The following is a 17,249-nucleotide window of genomic DNA, read 5'->3' on the forward strand; positions in this document are numbered from 1 at the left end:
AATCCAAGAGCCGTGATCGTCGACGCCGAGCCGGGACGGCCCGTCCGGGTCATGCCGCGCCGGCTGTCCAGCGGCCGTCAACTGGCTCACTTCACCGGAACCCTGGACGAACTGCGGGCCATGGCGCCGCAGTTCGACGGAACCTTCCTCAAGGCGGTGATCACCGGCGAGGAGCCCGATCCGCTGCTGGGCCGCACGGTCGCCGAGATCGTCCCCCACGCGATCCTCGTCAACGCCGCACCGGCGCGCGAGGCTCATCCCGGCGCCGTCCTGGACGCCGATCCCGCCGACGAACCGGAACTCCCCGACGCCCTGCGCGCCTACCTGGCCGGCAGGGGAATGAGCGGCAGCGCCGCGGAGGCCACCGTCGCCGCCTTCGCGCACCTGCTCACCGAAATCGACGACGAGACGCCGCCACCGGCGCCCGCGGAGGAGATGCTGCAGGCCGCGCTGGAACACACCTGGACGGAGGCATCGTGAAGCCGCAGCGGCTCATCATCACGGGAGTGCGCAGCTACCCCGGCACCTGCACCATCGACTTCACCAGCAAGCGGCTCCTCGCCATCCTGGGCGACACCGGCGCGGGCAAGACCACCCTCCTCGAAGCGATCATCTTCGCCCTGTACGGGCGGAGCTCGTGGGCCGCGGACGGCTACGAGCTGATCAGCAACGGCTGCGACAACATGAGCGTCACGTTCGAGTTCTCTGTGGCTGGCCAGTCCTGGCGCGTCCGCCGCACCCTGCGCAAGAGCCGCAAGCACCCCCAGGCCGTGCTCGAGCCCCTCACCGACGGGGCCGCCGGCAAGAAGGTCGACAACATGGGCGCGGTGAACCGGGCGATCACCCAGATCATCGGGCTGAACTGGCAGGGCTTCGTCAGCACCGTCCTGCTGCGCCAAGGACGGTTCGACACGCTCCTCAAAGCGCCCAGAGCCGACCGCGCCGACATCCTGCGGCACATCTTCGGCATCCACGAACTGGAACGTGTACGCAAGCACACCACGGCGCGGATCGAGCGGCTCAATGCGGGCATTGCCGAAGCCACCAAGGCCCGTGCGCGCCTCCACGACGATCCCCGCGCCAGCGCCGCCCAGGCGGAGCTGGACGTGGAACGCACCCGCGGCATCGCGAACCGGCGACGCGAACGGCTGGACCGCCTACGCGACGCTCAGAGCCGGGCTGCCGAGTGCAAGCACCGCAAGGCCGATCTCGACAAGGCGACGCGGTCGCTGCGGGACCGCCGCGTGGCCGACGCGGGCGCCACCATGGCCGCACTGGCCCAGATGAAGAAGGACATCGACGCCGAAGCGCTTGTCCTCGAGGCGGCCGCAGCCGATCTGAACCGGCAGTTGGGCGTATCCCAGGCCGCGCTGGACGCGGCCGCGCAGGCCGGCGACACGGTCCGCTCCCTGTCCAGCGCCCTGACCGTGCTGTCGCGCCTCCCCGACCGTGTCGCCGACCTGAACGCCCGGGCGCAGCGGCTGAGCCAGGAGCAGCTTCAACATCGCGAGCAGGAGCAGGAAGACACGGCCGCGGGCCAGGACCTGAAGCAGCGCGAACAGCAGGCGGTGGCCCTTCGGGAAGCGGCGGAGCGGGCCGAGATTGCCGCAACCGAGGTGCGTGCGAGCACCGACCGGGTCCGGGACGCCGTCCGGGCGGCGCTGCAGGAAGCCTCCGCTGCCGCCGAGCACCGGCACTCGGAGGGCACGGCGCTTAAGCAGGTCGAGGACCTGCACGGCCGCAGCAGCAGCCGGGAGGCGCAGCTGAGTGAGCTGCGCAGCGCGCACGAAGCGGCCCAGGACGCCGTCGCTGCGCTGCAGCGCAGCGACGCGGCCCACACTGCTGGCGCCCACCTGGCTGCGGGCGACGCCTGCCCGGTCTGCGCCCAGCCCGTCCCCAGCGGTTTCACTGCCCCGTCGCCCTTGGACGGCAAGGCCCTGAGCCGGGCCAAGCGTGAGGTCCGCAAGCACCTGGAGGCCTTCAACAAGGGCGTGTCCGCCCACGCGGAGGCCGCCTCCCAGCTGAGCGCAGCCGAACAGTCAGCCGAGAGGCACCGGCGCCAGTACGAGGCCGCCCGCGAGCGCATGGAGGCGGCTCTGCTCCAGATGCAGGAGCTGGTGGACGCGGTGCGGGCTGCCGCCGCGCCTGCCAGAGCTACCACACTGGACGCGATGCGCCAGCAGACGACCGTCCAGGCGCACACGCTCAGCGAGGGCGAACCGCAGACCCGGCCCCAGCTCGCCGCCGCCGTTGCGGCGCTTGTCGAGCCGCTGCGCGAAGTGGAAGCGGACGCGGCCGCAGCGCTCAAAAGCGCCCAGGCGGAGCTGGTAGCAGCGCAGGCCGAGAACGAGGCGGCCCGGGCCGATCTCAAACGCCGGCGCGGCCGGTTGCAGCGTGAACGCAAGCGGCTGGACAAAGCCCAGCTGCAGTCCGAGGCCGACCTGCAGGTCCTGCTGAAGGAGATCGCCGAGCTCCCCACCTCGGCCCGCCCCGCCCAGCCCTCCCCCGATGAACTTCCCTCCCCCGAAGACATCGCTTCCTCGCGGGAAGCGGCCGGAAGGCGCCTTGCCCAGCTCGAGACGACGGCACGCGAACACGAGCAGACCAAGGATGCCTTGGCTGCCAACGCCGTGGACCGGCAGGCACTGGAGGGACGGCGCCAGCGCACCGTCGAGACGCCCACACGCAAGCTCGTCGGCCAACTCGCGCGTTGGGCGGACACCGCCGCCGACGCCCGCAGCGTCCTCGGCGACCCGACGCCCCTCGAGCTGCCGCCCACCGCGGACGGGTCCGACCTGGCCAGCGTCGACGCCTACGTGTCCGCCCTGACCTCGGCGGGCCAGCGCTTGACGCACGACCTGAAGCAGGCCGCGCGGCAGGCCGCCGAGGAGATCCGCGCGTTCGAGGAGGAGTTCGCCCGGCAGGCCGGCGCGGTCGCCGCCGACGCCGACCCGGACCCCGGATTCCCGGTGCTGTCCAACGGTGATCTGCTGGCACCCGCCGCTCTCGACCCGCTCAGCCGCAAGACCAGCGACGCCGAGGCAGCACACGAAAGAGCCCAGGCCGACCTGCGCACCGCCGAGTCCCAGATCCCCTACGCCCAGGCGCTGGACCAAGCCCTGCAGGCAGCCGAGCAGCAGGTCGGCGTCTGGAAGAGCGTGAGCGACCAACTCACCGACGGGAAGTTCCTCGCCTACCTCACCGAGCAGCGCACGCGCTCCCTGCTCAGCCACGGCAGCAGGATCCTCCAGCAGCTGTCCGCTGGGCTCTACGCGTTCACCGAGGACTTCCAGATCGTAGATCTCGCCACGAACCTGGCACGCGGCCCGGAGACCCTCTCCGGCGGAGAGACCTTCCAGACCTCCCTCGCGCTGGCTCTCGCACTCGTCGAGCTCCACAGCCGCAGCCACAGCAGACTGGAAAGCCTGTTCCTGGACGAAGGCTTCGGCTCGCTGGACTCCAACCGCCTGGACGAAACCCTAAACGTCCTACAAAGCAGCGTGACCCGGGACAAGCGCGTCGCCGTCATCAGCCACCTGTATCCGGTGGCCGAGGCCGTCGACGATGTCCTGCTGGTCAACAAGACCGCGCAGGGATCCACCGCCACCTGGCTGACCGAGCAGGCACGCGCCACACTCATCCGCGATGGGGTCCGGCACCTGCTGGAACACACCTGAACCGGGAGCGGGCCGGCCGCCGCGGGAGACCCCTAGGGTTCCTGCGGCGCCACCCCCGCCGGGCCTGCCGCCGGCGACCGTCCGACCTCGCACGTCCCGGCGCGCCAATGGCCCGGTCGCCGGGCGCCGACCGCGGCCCGCGGCACGCCACCCCGCACGGCAGCGGTGCCGCCCGCCGGTGCCGATCCGAGGACTCCCCCTCGACAGCAGAAACCGGCCCGGCTGGCACCGCTTCACCGAAAGCGCTCCAGGCTTCTCGGCCCCAGCGGTGACGGATCGCGTCGCGTCGCCCGGCAACACCCCAGTCGGCGGGCCGTCGTGGACGAGGGCGGCGGGGTGGGCGCCGACAGCGGAGGCGATCCTTCCGTGTCGGCCGCCGCGTCCTCGATGACCGGCCGGCGGGCAGTCTCCGCGCCGAAGGCAAGGGCTCCCCGAGGCCCGGCCATCGGGGAGTGGCCAGGGCGCCGCGGCGCCGCCCTTGGCGCGCGCACCGGGACTGCGATCACGCGCAATGCCTCGCGGCTGGCCGCCTTGAATGCAGCGCCGCCACGGCAGCGCGGGGCCTTGGCACTGCCGTGGCCTGACGGTACTGACCGGGCGGCTAAGGCACACAGGCCCCGGTGGATCTCGTAGCCCGTGGAGGGACGATACGCGTGGACGAATCATCGACTGGCATCCCCACAGAAGCTGTTTTCGGCGCCCGCCTGGGACGTCCAGCCGCGATGCCCCGAATCATCGCACTGGACCAGCGCGGTCAGCTGACCACAGCGCACGTGCGGCTGGTCGCCCAGACGCTGAACCGCTCGGAGCGGACAGTGTGGCGGTGGCTCGCCGAGGCGCGGGCCACCGGCCAGGTCGAACCGGCGGCCCGGACACGGTTCACCATCACACCGCAAATCCGGCACTTGCTGGTGCTGTGGGGAGGCAACGCCTCCGCTGTGCATCGCGAGCTCCTCCAGCAGGCCCGGGCCGACCCTCAGCTGCCCGCGGTGCCGTCGCTGGCGACTTTCCACCGGGCCCTGCGACGGGACCTGACTCCTGGAGACCGGGCCGGAATCGCCCATGGTGAGGCCGCCCGCCGGGCCCACGATGTGTTCGGGGAGCGCCCAGCCGAGGAACGCAACGCCGCCTGGGAGGGCGACCACAAGTGCGTGCCCGTGCAGGTATGGGTGGAGGACGAGCTCGCGCAGCCCTGGGTGACCTGGTTCATCGACTGCGCCACCAAGGTCATCATGGGCGTGGCCGTCACCCCCCACGCACCCAGCAGGGACGCGGTGCTGGCGGCGTTGCGGATGGCATTGGACCGCTCCGAGCCCTTCGGCCCGGCCGGCGGACTGCCCGCCCTGGTCCGCGTCGACCGCGGCAAAGAGTTCTTGTGCTCCTCCGTAACCTCGGCCCTCGGCGCCTTCGTGGTCACTGTCGTCGACCTCCCGGCCTACAGCCCGTATCTGAAAGGCACCATCGAGGCACTCAACGACGCAGTCGAGGAGATGCTGTTCGTCTCCATGCCGCGCTACATCCGCCAGCAAAAGCTCACCGGCGGCCGTATCGCGGACCCCGACGAGCCGGCCCTCACCTTCGAAGGGTTCGTGGAGCTGCTGCTGAACTGGGTGCACTGGTGGAACACCGAGCACCGGCCGAAGCAGCTCGAGGGCCGCACGCCCATGGAGGCGTGGCGGGCCGACCCCACTCCGCTGCACGACATCCCCGCCGAACAGCTCGCCCATTTCGGGCTCGAGGACGACGGACGTACCCGCACCATCACCACCAGGGGCGTGCGATGGCGCAACCGCCACTACATCGCCCCGTGGATGGTCGGCCAAGGCGGTGTCCAGGTCGCGGTTCGGCACCTCCCCCACCACGACACAACCCTCGAGGTCTTCGACCTCCACGGTTCCTATCTGGGATCCGCGTTCCTGGCCGATGCGGCCAGTGAGGAGCAGATCCGCGAGGTCCGCAAGGCCCGCACCGCCAAGGCACGGCAGCTTCGCGCGGACATGAAGGCGGCCGCGAAGCTGCGCCGCGAGCGCTTCAAAGCTGTCACCAGCGCGACCCCGCCGCAGCGCCTGGGTGCGCTGACCGAGGCGGAAGCCGAGGCAGAGCTCTCCGAATGGGCCGCCACCGGCCTGCGGCAGCCCAATCCCGGCTACATCCCGCACCAGCCCGTCCCCGACGGCTGGGCACGCCCGATCCCGCCCGGCGCGGCCGGGCCGGAACCCGAAAACCCTCAGGAGACCCAGTGAACAGCGACATCGGCTCCGGCACGCTCCCCCCGGAGAGCGCCGACCACATCCACCGCTTGGACGCGCACCTGGTGGCCACCGAAGCCCTCATGACGACGCTGGACAACATCCAGGCGACGATCGAGGCGAAGGCCATGATGTGCGCCTTCGGGCCGGCCGGCCACGGCAAGACCATGTCGGTGAACTCGGCGCTGCGCAAACTCGCCCCCGACATCACCTACCGCCTGGAGCTGCGTTCAGGCCCCACCCCCCGCGACATCCGCCACGGCCTGTTCCGTGCCCTCGGTCTGCCCGGGGAGCCCCCGACACGGCCGATCGAGTTCGACACCCTCCTGAAGGAGACGCTGTCGCAGACCTTCCGGGTCCTGGTGTGCGACGAGGCCCAGTGGATGGGGCGCAGCTCGTTCGAGTACTGGCGTCACCTGTGGGACGACCGCCACACGGACATGGCGGTGATCTTCGCCGGAGGCGACGACTGCTACAAGGTCCTCAAACGGGAGCCGATGCTCGCGTCGCGGATCTTCATCTGGCAGAAGTTCAAGCGCATGCCCGAGGACGAGGTCGTCGCGACACTCCCGGCATTCCACTCTCTGTGGGCGGGCGTCGGCCCCCAGAGGATCCGCGGCATCGACCGCGCCGCAGCGCACGGCAACTTCCGCAGCTGGGCCACCATCACCCGGCACATGCTCCAGGGCATGAAGAAGATGAAGCTGACCGAGGTCAACGACGACCTCATTCGGTGGGTCTACAGCAAACTCGGCGGCATGTAAGGCAGGACTGCTGTTCGCAGCGGCAACGAGTAGCCGACCGTCGCGCCAAAGCCGCGAAGGGTGGTCTGGCGTGGCGGTCAGGCATCCAGGTACGACCGCCGGGTGCGCTGATCGGGAGGGTTGCGAGATGGCGCTCGGCGGGGTGACGATCGTCGTCGACGAGCGGGACGACCTGTTCTCCACGCAGGCGGCGCTGCAGGCGCACCGCCCCGAGGACGGGCGCATCACCGTACAGCCGACGCCAGCCAGCAGCAGCCCGGCCGCACTGGCGCACGATGTGCTGTATGCGCTGGGGAAGCGCTTGGCCCCGGGACCGAACAGCCCCGACGTATGGCTGGACTCGGTGAACGCGGCATGGCTCGCGGCTGCCGCATGGGGCATCGCCACCGGGATGCGGCATGTCGTGGTCACCCGCACCCACCTGCTGACCCCCCGACGGCTCGACCAACTGCTCGCCTGGCGCGAGATAACCGGAGTCCAACTGACACTGCTATGGCAGAAGGCCCTGCACGGGCTGCCGCCAGCGCTGGCCCGCGTCGAGCACCTGATCATTGGCTGCGCCCAGCTCGAGGCGGCGCTCGCCGAGCCGGGCCCAGCACCCGCCCGCCCGTACTTCCCCCGGGGCAGGCAGGGACGGCAGCCGCTGAAGTGGATCCACAGCACTCGCCACCCACCCGGCCCTTGCAGGCCCACGCGGCGCCGAGGGTGCCACGACCAGCTCACGCGTGCATGGGAGCCGCCGCGACAGCCCAGCTGGTCCAAGCCGCCCCCGCCCTCAAGATCGCTTCCGAGGAGGCCGTCACTCTGGCCGCTCTCGCACACCCGCTCATCGCCGGAGCGCTGAGCGTGCTTGCCTTCACCCGGGCCGGCCTGGGCAGCCTGCGCTTCACCCGCGACCTCGACATCACCGGCGACGTCTCCGCCATCAAACTTCACGGAGTCAACCATCGGTACTGCCCTTTGCACGCCGTGCCTGACTGGGCACGGCCGCTGCTGGCCGCCGCCCGCGCCCACCACCGTCTGACACCCCGCCCACCCGGGGACAGCATGTTCGCCCCCTTGATGCTCGCCGAAGCCCGGCATCTGCGCGCGCACGCCGGACGTCTGCCCCGGCTCGGCCTGTCCCTGCCCGCCGGCGCCCTCGTCCCTTGAGCTGTGTGTGCCGACCGCCCGCACTGCGCGCTACAGACACGGCACAGCCGAGGGTCTCCGTTCGCGGCAGGCACCGCCGCCCACGGCGGGAGGACCAGGAGCGGTGGAAGACAGCCCCGCCACCCCGCTCTGTCCGCCTCGCGCGAAGTCAGCAACTGCCGGGCAGGTGCACGGCTTTCAGCAGCCCTGGGAGCGTGGGCAGGACTTCGTCGTAGAGGGTCTCCTGTTCGCAGCCGTGCCCGTCGGTTCGAGCGATCTCGTCGGCCAGATCGCGCAGAGCCTCGATAGGGAGTGTTCAATCAACGGCGGATCCGATGATCAAGGAGACGCCAGATGAGCGAGACCATCGTTGAGGCCGAGGCCGTGGTGGAGCCGGCCGTCGTTCCGGCTGCGGAGGCGGTGTCGGACGACCAGTTGATCGGGATGCTGGTCGACCGGGCCCGCACGGAAGGGCTGCAGCTGACCGGTGAGGGTGGGCTGTTGCAGCAGCTCACCAAGCGGGTGCTGGAGTCCGCCCTGGAAGGCGAGATCACCGATCACCTCGGTTACGACAAGCACGACGCCGAGGGCCGGAACAGTGGCAACAGCCGTAACGGCACCCGCGGGAAGACCGTCTTGACCGATGTCGGGCCGGTCGAGGTGAGGGCGCCCCGTGACGTGGCGGCCGGGAACGTTCGAGCCGCAGATCGTCAAGAAGCGGCAGCGGCGGCTGTCCGGGGTGGACGAGATGGTGCTGTCGCTGCCCGCGAAGGGGCTCACCCACGGGGAGATCTCCGCGCACCTGGCCGAGGTCTACGGCGCCGAGGTGTCCAAGGCGACGATCACCACGATCACCGACAAGGTGATGGAGGGCATGGCCGAATGGTCCAACCGGCCCCTGGACCGCGTGTATCCGGTGCTGTTCGTGGACGCGATCAACGTCAAGATCCGTGATGGGCAGGTCGCGAACCGGCCGATCTACGTCGTCATGGCCGTCACCGCCGAGGGCCACCGCGACATTCTCGGGATCTGGGCCGGCGATGGCGGCGAGGGCGCGAAGTACTGGCTCCACGTCTTCACCGAGCTGAAGAACCGTGGCGTGGACGATGTGCTGATGCTGGTCTGCGACGGCCTGAAGGGCCTGCCGCAGGCGGTGGAGACCGTCTGGCCTCGCACGATTGTTCAGACCTGTGTGGTTCACCTGCTGCGGAACAGCTTCCGTTACGCGGCCCGCCAGGACTGGGACAAGATCGCCAAGGCACTCAAGCCGGTCTACACCGCGCCGGGCGCGGACGCGGCGGAGGAGAGGTTCCTGGAGTTCCAGGAAGCCTGGGGAAGGAAGTACCCAGCGATCGTCAAGCTGTGGTCGGACGCCTGGGCCGAGTTCGTGCCCTTCCTCTGTTACGACGTCGAGATCCGCAAGGTGATCTGCTCGACGAACGCGATCGAGTCCGTGAACGCACGGATACGCAAGGCCGTGAGGGCCCGCGGACACTTCCCGAACGAGGCCGCGGCGATGAAGTGCGTCTACATGGCCTGATGTCCCCGGACCCGACCGGCAAGGGCCGCAAGCGCTGGACCATGCGTTGGAAGGCACCGTTGAACGCCTTCCAGATCGAGTTCGAAGGCCGACTCACCCCGGCCGCCAGCTGACCAACAACCAAGATCAGCCGTTTATTTGACACACCCGGGTGGCATGACTGTCTGCGATCGTCTGACCGGCAGTTACAAGATCGACGGAACTTCCACCATGAACTCAGCCAGCGGTCCTAGCTTGAAGGGAGCCTCCTGCACGGTGGTAGAAGGGGCGGGAACGTGCCGAGCGCCGCGCCCGGCCGGAAGGGCGCGGCGCGGCGCTCCGGGGTGGTCCTACTTGGTGATGGGGTCGGTGACCACGAGGAACTGGTCGGTGCTCAGGTCCATCACGACCTGAGCGTTGGTGTCCTGGGCCGCGCTGGGCGGCGGCGCACTCTTCGGTCGGCCAGGAGCCGCGGGGGCCTCCGGCGGGGAACCGCTCCAGGACGGTTCGGGCCTGAGCGGTAGTGGCGACCATCAGGTGTCGCCGCCGTTCACGCGTTCGTGGATGTCAATGAGATGGGCGATGGTGTCGGGGTTGTCCGCTAGGCCGACCCACTGCCCGAGCGTGGTGAAGACGGGGATCTGGTCGCGGTCGGGGTCGAAGATGACGCAGTAGTCGCCGTACCTCCGATCTTGACGGTGTCTCCGTCGACGCGGATTGTCTCGCGGGCGGCAGGGATGCAGCCTTCGCGGTGCAGGAAGAGTTCCAGGAGCTGGACGGTCTCCTCGAAGGTACGGCGGGCGCGACGGACGGGGGTGAACGGGTTGGTGTCGGGGGTGAGGCCGAGGGCGGCCATCAGTTGCTGCTGGCCGGGGTGGAGGGTGGGCCAGGTGGTGAGCTGGCGGTGCAGCCAGGAGCCGATCTTCACCCCGGCCAAGAGGGTGGCGCAGGTGAGTGCGGCGGGGTCGGCGCCGGATTCGAGGTGGGCGCGCAGCAGGTGGTACTTGCGGTGCCAGTCCGCTCCGTGCAGGAGGCGCCAGTCGGTGCGGCGCGAAGCGGAAATGCGAGGAACTGCGGCTCAGCTCGCCGCTGCCACGCGTAGGGCCCTGCTGAGTAGGGCAGGGTTGCCCAGGCGGCGGCGCAGTTCCCTCTCCAGCCCGGCGACCGGCACCAGGTTCTGGGGGGCCCGGGCGTCTTTGTACTCGCAGCTGGCGTATCGCGGCAGTATCAGTTGCGAGAGGTTGGCCAAGGCGATCGCCTCCGGGGTGGGCATGTCGGCGGCGCATTCCAGCCGTACTATTCCGGCCCACGGGGCGCCGGGCGTACACGGTAGGCGTAGGTACCAGGCGTGCCGGTCCCAGGAGGTGCCCATCAAGAACACCGGGGTGCGTTCGCCGGCGGCCAGGTCGCTGACCATCGCGTGCAGGTCGGGCGGCAGGTAGGCGGTGCGGTGGGATTTGATGAGCCCCAGCGCTCGCGGCAGATGGGTGCGGCCGCGCAGCGGACCGTCCACCACCAGCAGGTCCGAGCCGGCGGCGACGCCGTGGCCGGCTAGGGCAGTGCGGGCGTTGGCGGCGACGAGAATTTCAAGGTCGCCGAGTCGGCGTTGCAGTGCCGCTGAGAGCAGCACTGCAAGGTTTTCTTCCTGGTCGTCAAAGGTGATGTTGGCCTGGTAGGTACCGGCCGTGGTGGGCACGTCGACGGCGTTGGTGGCGGTGGTGAACAGGCCGCGCCGGGATTCGATGGTCAGCAGGTGCGCGCCACGGTCGGGGCAGCAGCACACGGTGCCCGCCGCATAGGAGGCGCATAGTGCCATCTGGGCGTCGTCGGCGTGGTTGATGGCGCTTGGGGCCGGTTCGGCGGCCGGGGGCTGCTCGATCCAGATGCGGGCCTCGACGCGGCGTACGCCGTCGACGAACAGGACTGCGCCGGGGTCGGGCACGTGGGAGGGCGAGATGGGCTTCCAGTCGGCCGGGGCGAGTTCGAGGTCGGGGATGACTTTGGCGGTCGAGTCCCCGATGGTGTTCTCGGCGTTTTCGACGCTGGAGCCGTAGGTGGGGTCCCAGCCGTCGACATGGAATCGCATCCGGGCCGCATGTGCCGTGCTTGTCATGCGCCTTCCCGGGTGACGACGGAAGTGTGGGGGTCGCGGTGTACCTGGAAGCGGACCGGTACCCGTTCGGCGAGCCCGGTGACGTGGGTGATCACCCCGACCATCCGCTCCCCTTGGGCGAGATTCTCCAGGGTGTCGGCGACCATCTCGAGCGAGTCGGGATCAAGGGTGCCGAATCCTTCGTCGAGGAATATGGACTCGAGCTTCGTCGCGCCGCCCATGCCGGCCAGCTGGTCGGACAGGGCCAACGCCAGTGACAGGCTGGCCTGGAAGGTTTCGCCGCCGGACAGGGTGCGAACCGAGCGTTGTGAGTCGGCGTCGGAGTGGTCGATGACGTAGAACTCGCCTTTGTGGTGGCTGAGGTCGAATCGGTCACCCGACAACCGGCGCAGCGACTGCGAGGCACCCGCGACCAGGGTGTCGAGGGCTGAATCGGCCAGCCACTGCGGGAACTTGTTGGACCGCATCAGTCTGGCCAGCTCGGCGGCCACCTGTTGCTGGGTGCGGGCGCTGTCGATCTTGTCCTGTATGGCGGCGGCGTCGGCGAGGCTGCGCTGGATCATCTCTACCCGGCCCCGGGCCCGTTCGGCTGCGACCGCTACCACCCGGGGGGCTTGGGCGGCGCGCTCGGAGCCGTCGCCGAGGACTTGGGGATCCAGGTCTTGGTCGCGCAGCAGACCCTCCAGTTGGCCCAGGAGTTGCTCGGCTTCGTGGTGTGCGGTGTGGGCGTCGACTTGTGCGCGCAGGGTGTCGGCCTGCCGGTCGTCGGCCGCGCGGGTGGCCCAGGCGGCCAGGCTGGCCCAGGCGGCGGCGAGGTCGTCGGTGTCCAGGCTCGGCGGTTTAAGGGCCGCCACCGCGTCCCGGGCAGCGGTCAGCTCGGACCAGGCGGTCGCGGTGCGAGCCTGCCACTGCTGCTGTTCGGCCTCCGCCGCCTTGAGTGCCTCGCGTGTCTGACTTGCCTCGGCTGTGGCGGTCTCCACGGCCGCTTCGAGGCGGTCGCATTCCTCCAGTAGGCCCGGCAGTGCATCTGTGGGCGGCGCCTGGTCCAGCAGCGTCTGCAGTTCACTCAGGCGGTCGGTCAGGGTGCTCTGCGCGTGGTCGGCGGCTGCGCTCTGCTGGACGGCGGTGGTGTGGTCGCTGTGGGCGGTGGCGTGTGCTTGCTCGGCTGCTTCCAGCGTGGCGGTCGCGTCCTGGTGGGCCTGATGGCAGGTGGCGACCTCGGCCTGGGCGGCTGAGAGGTCGTTTTCCACCGTGGACCTCTGGGCCTGGGCCCACGCTTCCAGGTCGGACCAGGCGGCGGTCACGTCTTGGGTGTCGACGGCAGGTGGGTCGAGTTCGGCCAGGGCGCCCAGCTGCGTGTGGAGGTCACTGCGGGTGCGATCGATCTCCCTTTGCAGCGTGGCGACGGCCGCAGTGGCGGAGGTGTGCGCGGCTTTGGCCTCCTGTACCGCGGCACGTGCCTGCTGCTCAGTGGCAGCCAGCTGGTCACGGGCTGCGGCGCGTTCGTCAAGATGGGCGCGGTCGGCGTCATAGTCGCGTTCGGTGTCGGCAGGACGATCGGGCAGCAGCATGCCCAGCCGCTCATCGAGCAGGGTGCGCCGCTGGGTCAGGGTGTCCGCGGCGCGCTGCTTGGCGGTAACCGTCGTGGTGGCGGCCTGACGCTGGGAAAGCAGGTCACGGTGTTTGTGGGCCGCAGCGTCACGCGCGCCCTGGGCGGCGGCCAGGGCCGGGTCGGACAGCGGCGGCGGGAGGATGGTGACGCTCTGCTCGCAGACCGGGCAGGCGTGGCCCACTTGGAGCTGAGGGCGTAGCTGGGCGGCACCGGCGAGGGTGCGGGGAGAGCCGTGAGCAGCTCGAGCCGGTCACGGCCGACCCGGGTGGTATCGGCGCGGCCGGGCAGCAGCGTCAGCGGGATCACGGCCGTGTCCCCCACACCTGCTCCAGCGCCGCGGGGCGCCCGGGATCTGCTGCTGGGGGTGGTGTCGTGCGCGCGGGACCGGATGGTGTTGCAGCGACTCTGGCCATGACCGCCCTCGACGCCTGGGGCTGCCTGACCATCAGAGCCGAGGAAGCCTGGGAGACCAAGCTGGCCGCGCTGCGGTCCTACCGGCGGGCCACCGGGCACCTCGCGCCGCGCCAGGACCAGGTGTGGGGCGAGGAGAAGGCGATGGTCCCGGTCGGGCAGCACATGGCCAACCTCCGCCGCACCGGCGGCCTCGGCAAAGACCCCGAGCGGGCCGAGAAGCGCGCGGCGCAGCTGGCGGCGATCGACGAGGACTGGAACTGCCCGTGGCCACTGGACTGGCAACGCCACTACCGGGTGATCGCCGACCTCGTCGACGCCGACGGCGTCCTCCCCGACATTTCCCCCGGCGTCCTCTTCGACGGCGACGACCTCGGCACATGGCTGAAGCGGCAACGTAAGTGGCTGTTGTCGTTCCGGTCTTGAGGGGTGGCGGTCGAACGGGAGTCTCGATCGGGTGAGTGCGGCGACTGGCGCGCATGAAAGCAGGGCCTCTTGGTAGCTCAAAGGGTGTCTACGCCAAAAAGCTGTCAGGAGGCCCTGTTGTCGCAGTTCTACGGCATCACGGATGCGGAGTCCATTTCGGTCACCCTTGCGTGTGACTGCCTGGCTCACCGGTTCGGGAACGCCGGCGACCACGGGGTGCGCGAGCGCCGCTACCCGACCGACATGTCCGACGCCGAGTGGGCGGTGGTGAGGCCGCTGCTGCCGGTGCCGGGCTGGCTGCGGGGGCGGGGCGGGCAGCCGGAGGCGTACTGCCACCGCGCGATACTGGACGCAATCCGCTACCTGGTCGACAACGGAATCAAGTGGCGGGCCATGCCAGCCGACTTCCCACCGTGGGACCGGGTCTACGCATTCTTCCGCCGCTGGCGCGACCACGGCATGGTCAAGGAGTTCCACGACCGCCTCCGCCGCAAAGTTCGCGAGCAGGCAGGGCGGGATCCGGAGCCGAGCGCGGGCGTGATCGACTCCCAGTCGGTCAAGGCGGATGCCGTCGTCGGCGCCGGCAGCCGCGGCTTCGACGGCGGCAAGCTGGTCAACGGCCGCAAGCGGCACGCCGTGGTCGACACTCTCGGCCTCCTGCTCGCCGTGATGGTCACCAGCGCGGATGTCGGAGACCGTACGGCAGCCCAGGTCCTGCTCGCCCAGGTTGCCGCCGCGCATCACCTGCTGGCCCTGGTCTGGGCCGACGGCGGCTACACCGGCAGCCTCGTCGGGTACTGCCTCGCCGCCCTCGCCCTGGTCCTCGCCATCATCAAGCGCAGCGACGACATGCGCGGCTTCGTCGTGCTTCCCAAACGCTGGATCGTGGAGCGGTTCTTTGCCCACCTGATGCAAAGCCGCCGCCTCGTGCGAGACTTCGAACGGTCCACCAGCAGCGCGGAGGCGATGGTCTACTGGTCGATGACGCAGCTCATGACCCGCCGCCTGGCCCGGCCACGCCCTTCGGCAGCGTGAACCGGCCCGGCGCCGACTCGACCAGCCAGCTCCGGGCTACCAGCCGCTTCGCCTTCGACCGCAACGCCTCGACCTTCGCGGGCACCGGGTCCAGACCGAAGCAGGCGGCCATCTCCTGGCAGGTCAACGGTCCTTGACCGAGACGGTTCCGGTCCGCGAGAACCTGCAGGATCCGTTGGTAGTCCGCCGACAGTGCCGACCAGGCCAGCCCCGCACGCCACATCGGCACCACCGATTTCGGTTTCGCGGCGTCCGAGGATGCAGGCGGCACCGGCGGGGCACCACGATCCGCCCAGTTCTCGCAGGCGTCGGGGCTGGCATCGTCGTCGCCCGGGGCCAGGACCTCGCCGACGCGCGAGCGGGCGATGACCCACTCGTTCCACTCCCGCTCGACCACGACCAGCTCAGCCTGGATACGGTCGGCCTCCTCCCGCAGCTCGTCCATGCGACGGCGAGCGATCAGCTCACGCTGTTCCAACAGCCCCACGACCGACGGCATCCCCGACCCCCATCTCAGCGACGACTCGACACGTCACCACTCTCCCCGAGACCGCCGGCCCCATGCCCGACCAGCGAAAACGCAGCCCTCAACGCCGGAAAGACAACAGCCACTAAGGCGAGCACCTGGGCGCAACTGTCCACCGAGCAGCAGCAGCGGCTGTCCGACCTGGGCGTACGGCCCGCACAGGCGCCGCCTGGCGCTCCCGCGGCCAACGGCAGGGCCAAGTCAGGGGCCAAGGCGCAGCAGGCGTTCCAACGCGGCCTGGCAGCCCTCGCCCAGTACGTTGCACGCGAGGGCCACCACCGCGTCCCCAGGACCCATGCAGAAGCACTCGTGGTGGAGGGCGAAGCGGGGCAGGCGGTCATCAAGCTGGGGGTATGGGTCTCCAACACCAAGGCGAGGCGGGACAAGCTCACCCCCGAGCAGCTCGACGCACTGCGTCAGCTGGGCGTGCAGTGGGCGTGACCAGCCGGCGTCCACCCAGGTCGCCCTCGGCGGGCCTACGGGTGACGCTTCCGCGCAGCCCGTGCCGGCGAAGCGGCTGCAGGTTCGGGAGCATTAGCGCGAGCTGCTCATGGCCCTGGGCATCGACCACGACCCCGTGGCCGTCGCCGCACGAGCCGCAGCCACAGCGCCGCGGCGTAGCCAAGCTGAGCGGTTCCAGCAAGGCCTGGCAGCCCTCGCCGCGTTCGTCGAGCGGGAGGGCCATGCCCGGGTATCCCGCACCCACGAAGAACCCCTCCAGGGCACGGGCGGGGCCTCCACGGCGTTCTCGCTGGGGGTGTGGATCAACAACGTGCGGGCACGGCGCACCAAATTTACCGAGGAGCAGACCACCGTCCTCGATACCCTCGGCATGCGATGGACATAGACGACCTGCCCGGACAGGGCATCCCTTCGGGGCTGGGGGTCTGATCGGCGGATACCTCGGGACCCGTCCCCAGCACTCCTGTCCGAGACCGCCGACTGCTCGCCCGCTCCCTTACCGCTGGCATCGGCGCGCTCTACGTCGGTCGGACCCTGCACCGAGCGGGCAGAGCTCAGGCCCCGGCGCCGGGCCGTTGATCCGGGGACGGGTTCGCAGGTGGGAAGTCCCGCCAGCTGGCGGGTGGGTGCCGGCTGGGCAGCGCGCTCCGTAAGGTGGTCCGATGTTCGATCGTTTGGAGATCAGGGTGTTGCCGCCGGAACCCCGGTTCGCTGCCCAGTTGCGGTTCTGGGTCAACGGCGAGGACGTGGTCGAAGAGGCCGTCGGCGAAGGCGGCCGCGGACCGTACGCGGCCGATGCCCTGCCGGTCGGCCGCCTCAGCCCTCTCCGGGCGACCAGCGAGGCGCGCCGCCTGGACCTGGGGGAACCGGAGTGCACTGGCGGCTGCTGCGGCTTCCTGACCGTGGTGGTGCAGCGGTTCGGGGAGATCGTGCGGTGGTCGGACTGGGAGGTTCCGTGGGCGGCGCACACCCCCGTGCCCGATCCCCCGCCGGAGCTCCATTTCGACGCGAGTCACTACGACGCCGAAGTGGCTCGCGCGGAGGCGGACCGCTGGTAGTCAGGTACACCCGTAGCCCAGCGTGCCGCCACCCGCCGGCTGCCGGCTCATACCGGCCCGCGTCCTTGGTTCCGCCTCTGACAACGCCGCTCGGGTGGCAGCAGAGAGCGTGGCAGGAGGCACTGGCGGGGCCAGGTATCGGGCCCCGCCGAGCAGGATGGTCCGGTGCCCGGCCGGCCGGCCGCCGGGCACCGCGCCGCACGGGGTCAGGCCCGGGGCTGGTCGTGGTCCTGGCCGACGGTGTCGCCGCCAAGGACGGCACAGGC

At 70.3% G+C, this 17,249-nt stretch carries 14 protein-coding genes and 3 pseudogenes; 12 read left to right on the forward strand and 5 right to left on the reverse strand.

What is annotated here, in order from left to right:
- Window positions 1-12: 12 nt before the first annotated feature.
- The 7 genes and pseudogenes from AB0761_RS00095 to AB0761_RS00125 all read left to right on the forward strand — a co-directional run bounded on the left by AB0761_RS00095 (window position 13) and on the right by AB0761_RS00125 (window position 9,474).
- Entirely contained in the window at window positions 13-480 is a 468-nt protein-coding gene (locus AB0761_RS00095; RefSeq protein WP_377274541.1) for a hypothetical protein, read from the forward strand.
- Window positions 477-3,677: an AAA family ATPase gene (locus AB0761_RS00100; RefSeq protein WP_377273887.1), complete on the forward strand. Its 3,201-nt coding sequence runs from the start codon at window positions 477-479 to the stop codon at window positions 3,675-3,677. Before AB0761_RS00095 ends, AB0761_RS00100 begins: the two co-directional genes overlap by 4 nt.
- Before the next feature lie 722 nt (window positions 3,678-4,399).
- Window positions 4,400-5,920, forward strand: a complete 1,521-nt coding sequence (locus AB0761_RS00105) for a Mu transposase C-terminal domain-containing protein (protein ID WP_377266748.1) — start codon at window positions 4,400-4,402, stop codon at window positions 5,918-5,920.
- Window positions 5,917-6,690, forward strand: coding sequence for an AAA family ATPase (locus AB0761_RS00110; RefSeq protein WP_377266749.1), 774 nt, complete (start codon window positions 5,917-5,919; stop codon window positions 6,688-6,690). The genes AB0761_RS00105 and AB0761_RS00110 overlap by 4 nt, the downstream gene beginning before the upstream one ends.
- A 127-nt stretch (window positions 6,691-6,817) precedes the next feature.
- Entirely contained in the window at window positions 6,818-7,534 is a 717-nt protein-coding gene (locus tag AB0761_RS00115) for a hypothetical protein (protein ID WP_377266750.1), read from the forward strand.
- A 2-nt stretch (window positions 7,535-7,536) separates the two neighbouring features.
- The gene (locus AB0761_RS00120; protein WP_377266751.1) at window positions 7,537-7,842 is read left to right on the forward strand and encodes a hypothetical protein; all 306 of its coding nucleotides are present in this window, start codon (window positions 7,537-7,539) and stop codon (window positions 7,840-7,842) included.
- Window positions 7,843-8,175: 333 nt separating this feature from the next.
- Window positions 8,176-9,474 (forward strand): annotated as a pseudogene (locus tag AB0761_RS00125) (IS256 family transposase).
- 216 nt (window positions 9,475-9,690) lie between these two features.
- Here AB0761_RS00125 and AB0761_RS00130 read toward each other — a convergent pair.
- The 4 genes and pseudogenes from AB0761_RS00130 to AB0761_RS00145 form a co-directional block, all read right to left on the reverse strand.
- A pseudogene (locus AB0761_RS00130) lies at window positions 9,691-9,874 on the reverse strand (hypothetical protein).
- A 67-nt stretch (window positions 9,875-9,941) separates the two neighbouring features.
- On the reverse strand, window positions 9,942-10,268 hold the full coding sequence (locus AB0761_RS00135; protein ID WP_377266752.1) for a hypothetical protein: 327 nt from the start codon (window positions 10,266-10,268) through the stop codon (window positions 9,942-9,944).
- Window positions 10,269-10,418: 150 nt separating this feature from the next.
- Window positions 10,419-11,453 carry a hypothetical protein gene (locus tag AB0761_RS00140; RefSeq protein ID WP_377266753.1) on the reverse strand — a complete coding sequence of 345 codons (1,035 nt, stop codon included), beginning with the start codon at window positions 11,451-11,453 and terminating at the stop codon, window positions 10,419-10,421.
- On the reverse strand, window positions 11,450-13,246 hold the full coding sequence (locus AB0761_RS00145; protein ID WP_377266754.1) for an SbcC/MukB-like Walker B domain-containing protein: 1,797 nt from the start codon (window positions 13,244-13,246) through the stop codon (window positions 11,450-11,452). The genes AB0761_RS00140 and AB0761_RS00145 overlap by 4 nt, the downstream gene beginning before the upstream one ends.
- A gap of 272 nt (window positions 13,247-13,518) precedes the next feature.
- Here AB0761_RS00145 and AB0761_RS00150 point away from each other — a divergent pair.
- Both AB0761_RS00150 and AB0761_RS00155 read left to right on the forward strand, forming a co-directional pair.
- Window positions 13,519-13,878, forward strand: a pseudogene (locus tag AB0761_RS00150) (Helicase associated domain protein); the annotation flags it as partial.
- Window positions 13,879-14,019: 141 nt separating this feature from the next.
- Window positions 14,020-14,937, forward strand: a complete 918-nt coding sequence (locus AB0761_RS00155) for an IS5 family transposase (protein ID WP_377266755.1) — start codon at window positions 14,020-14,022, stop codon at window positions 14,935-14,937.
- Here the strand turns inward: AB0761_RS00155 and AB0761_RS00160 are convergent.
- Window positions 14,894-15,436 carry a hypothetical protein gene (locus tag AB0761_RS00160; protein WP_377266756.1) on the reverse strand — a complete coding sequence of 181 codons (543 nt, stop codon included), beginning with the start codon at window positions 15,434-15,436 and terminating at the stop codon, window positions 14,894-14,896. The two genes, AB0761_RS00155 and AB0761_RS00160, sit on opposite strands and share 44 nt — an antisense overlap.
- 168 nt (window positions 15,437-15,604) lie before the next feature.
- Here AB0761_RS00160 and AB0761_RS00165 point away from each other — a divergent pair, with 168 nt between their 5' ends.
- The 3 genes from AB0761_RS00165 (at window position 15,605) to AB0761_RS00175 (ending at window position 16,983) form a co-directional block, all read left to right on the forward strand.
- Window positions 15,605-15,904 carry a helicase associated domain-containing protein gene (locus AB0761_RS00165; RefSeq protein WP_377273892.1) on the forward strand — a complete coding sequence of 100 codons (300 nt, stop codon included), beginning with the start codon at window positions 15,605-15,607 and terminating at the stop codon, window positions 15,902-15,904.
- Between the two features lie 109 nt (window positions 15,905-16,013).
- Window positions 16,014-16,310: a helicase associated domain-containing protein gene (locus AB0761_RS00170; protein WP_377266757.1), complete on the forward strand. Its 297-nt coding sequence runs from the start codon at window positions 16,014-16,016 to the stop codon at window positions 16,308-16,310.
- 277 nt (window positions 16,311-16,587) lie between these two features.
- The gene (locus tag AB0761_RS00175) at window positions 16,588-16,983 is read left to right on the forward strand and encodes a hypothetical protein (RefSeq protein WP_377266758.1); all 396 of its coding nucleotides are present in this window, start codon (window positions 16,588-16,590) and stop codon (window positions 16,981-16,983) included.
- Window positions 16,984-17,249: the final 266 nt, after the last annotated feature.

It is taken from the genome of Peterkaempfera podocarpi (genome assembly GCF_042466665.1).
Taxonomy (GTDB): Bacteria; Actinomycetota; Actinomycetes; order Streptomycetales; family Streptomycetaceae; genus Peterkaempfera; species Peterkaempfera podocarpi.

What these genes read in the sequence shown, in the direction of transcription:
- AB0761_RS00105 (WP_377266748.1), top strand. Translation starts at nt 4,400, where the DNA reads ATGCCCCGAATCATCGCACTGGACCAGCGCGGTCAGCTGACCACAGCG.
- AB0761_RS00115 (WP_377266750.1), top strand. Translation starts at nt 6,818, where the DNA reads ATGGCGCTCGGCGGGGTGACGATCGTCGTCGACGAGCGGGACGACCTG.
- AB0761_RS00140 (WP_377266753.1), bottom strand. Translation starts at nt 11,453, where the DNA reads ATGACAAGCACGGCACATGCGGCCCGGATGCGATTCCATGTCGACGGC.
- AB0761_RS00160 (WP_377266756.1), bottom strand. Translation starts at nt 15,436, where the DNA reads ATGCCGTCGGTCGTGGGGCTGTTGGAACAGCGTGAGCTGATCGCTCGC.
- AB0761_RS00170 (WP_377266757.1), top strand. Translation starts at nt 16,014, where the DNA reads ATGGCCCTGGGCATCGACCACGACCCCGTGGCCGTCGCCGCACGAGCC.
- AB0761_RS00175 (WP_377266758.1), top strand. Translation starts at nt 16,588, where the DNA reads ATGTTCGATCGTTTGGAGATCAGGGTGTTGCCGCCGGAACCCCGGTTC.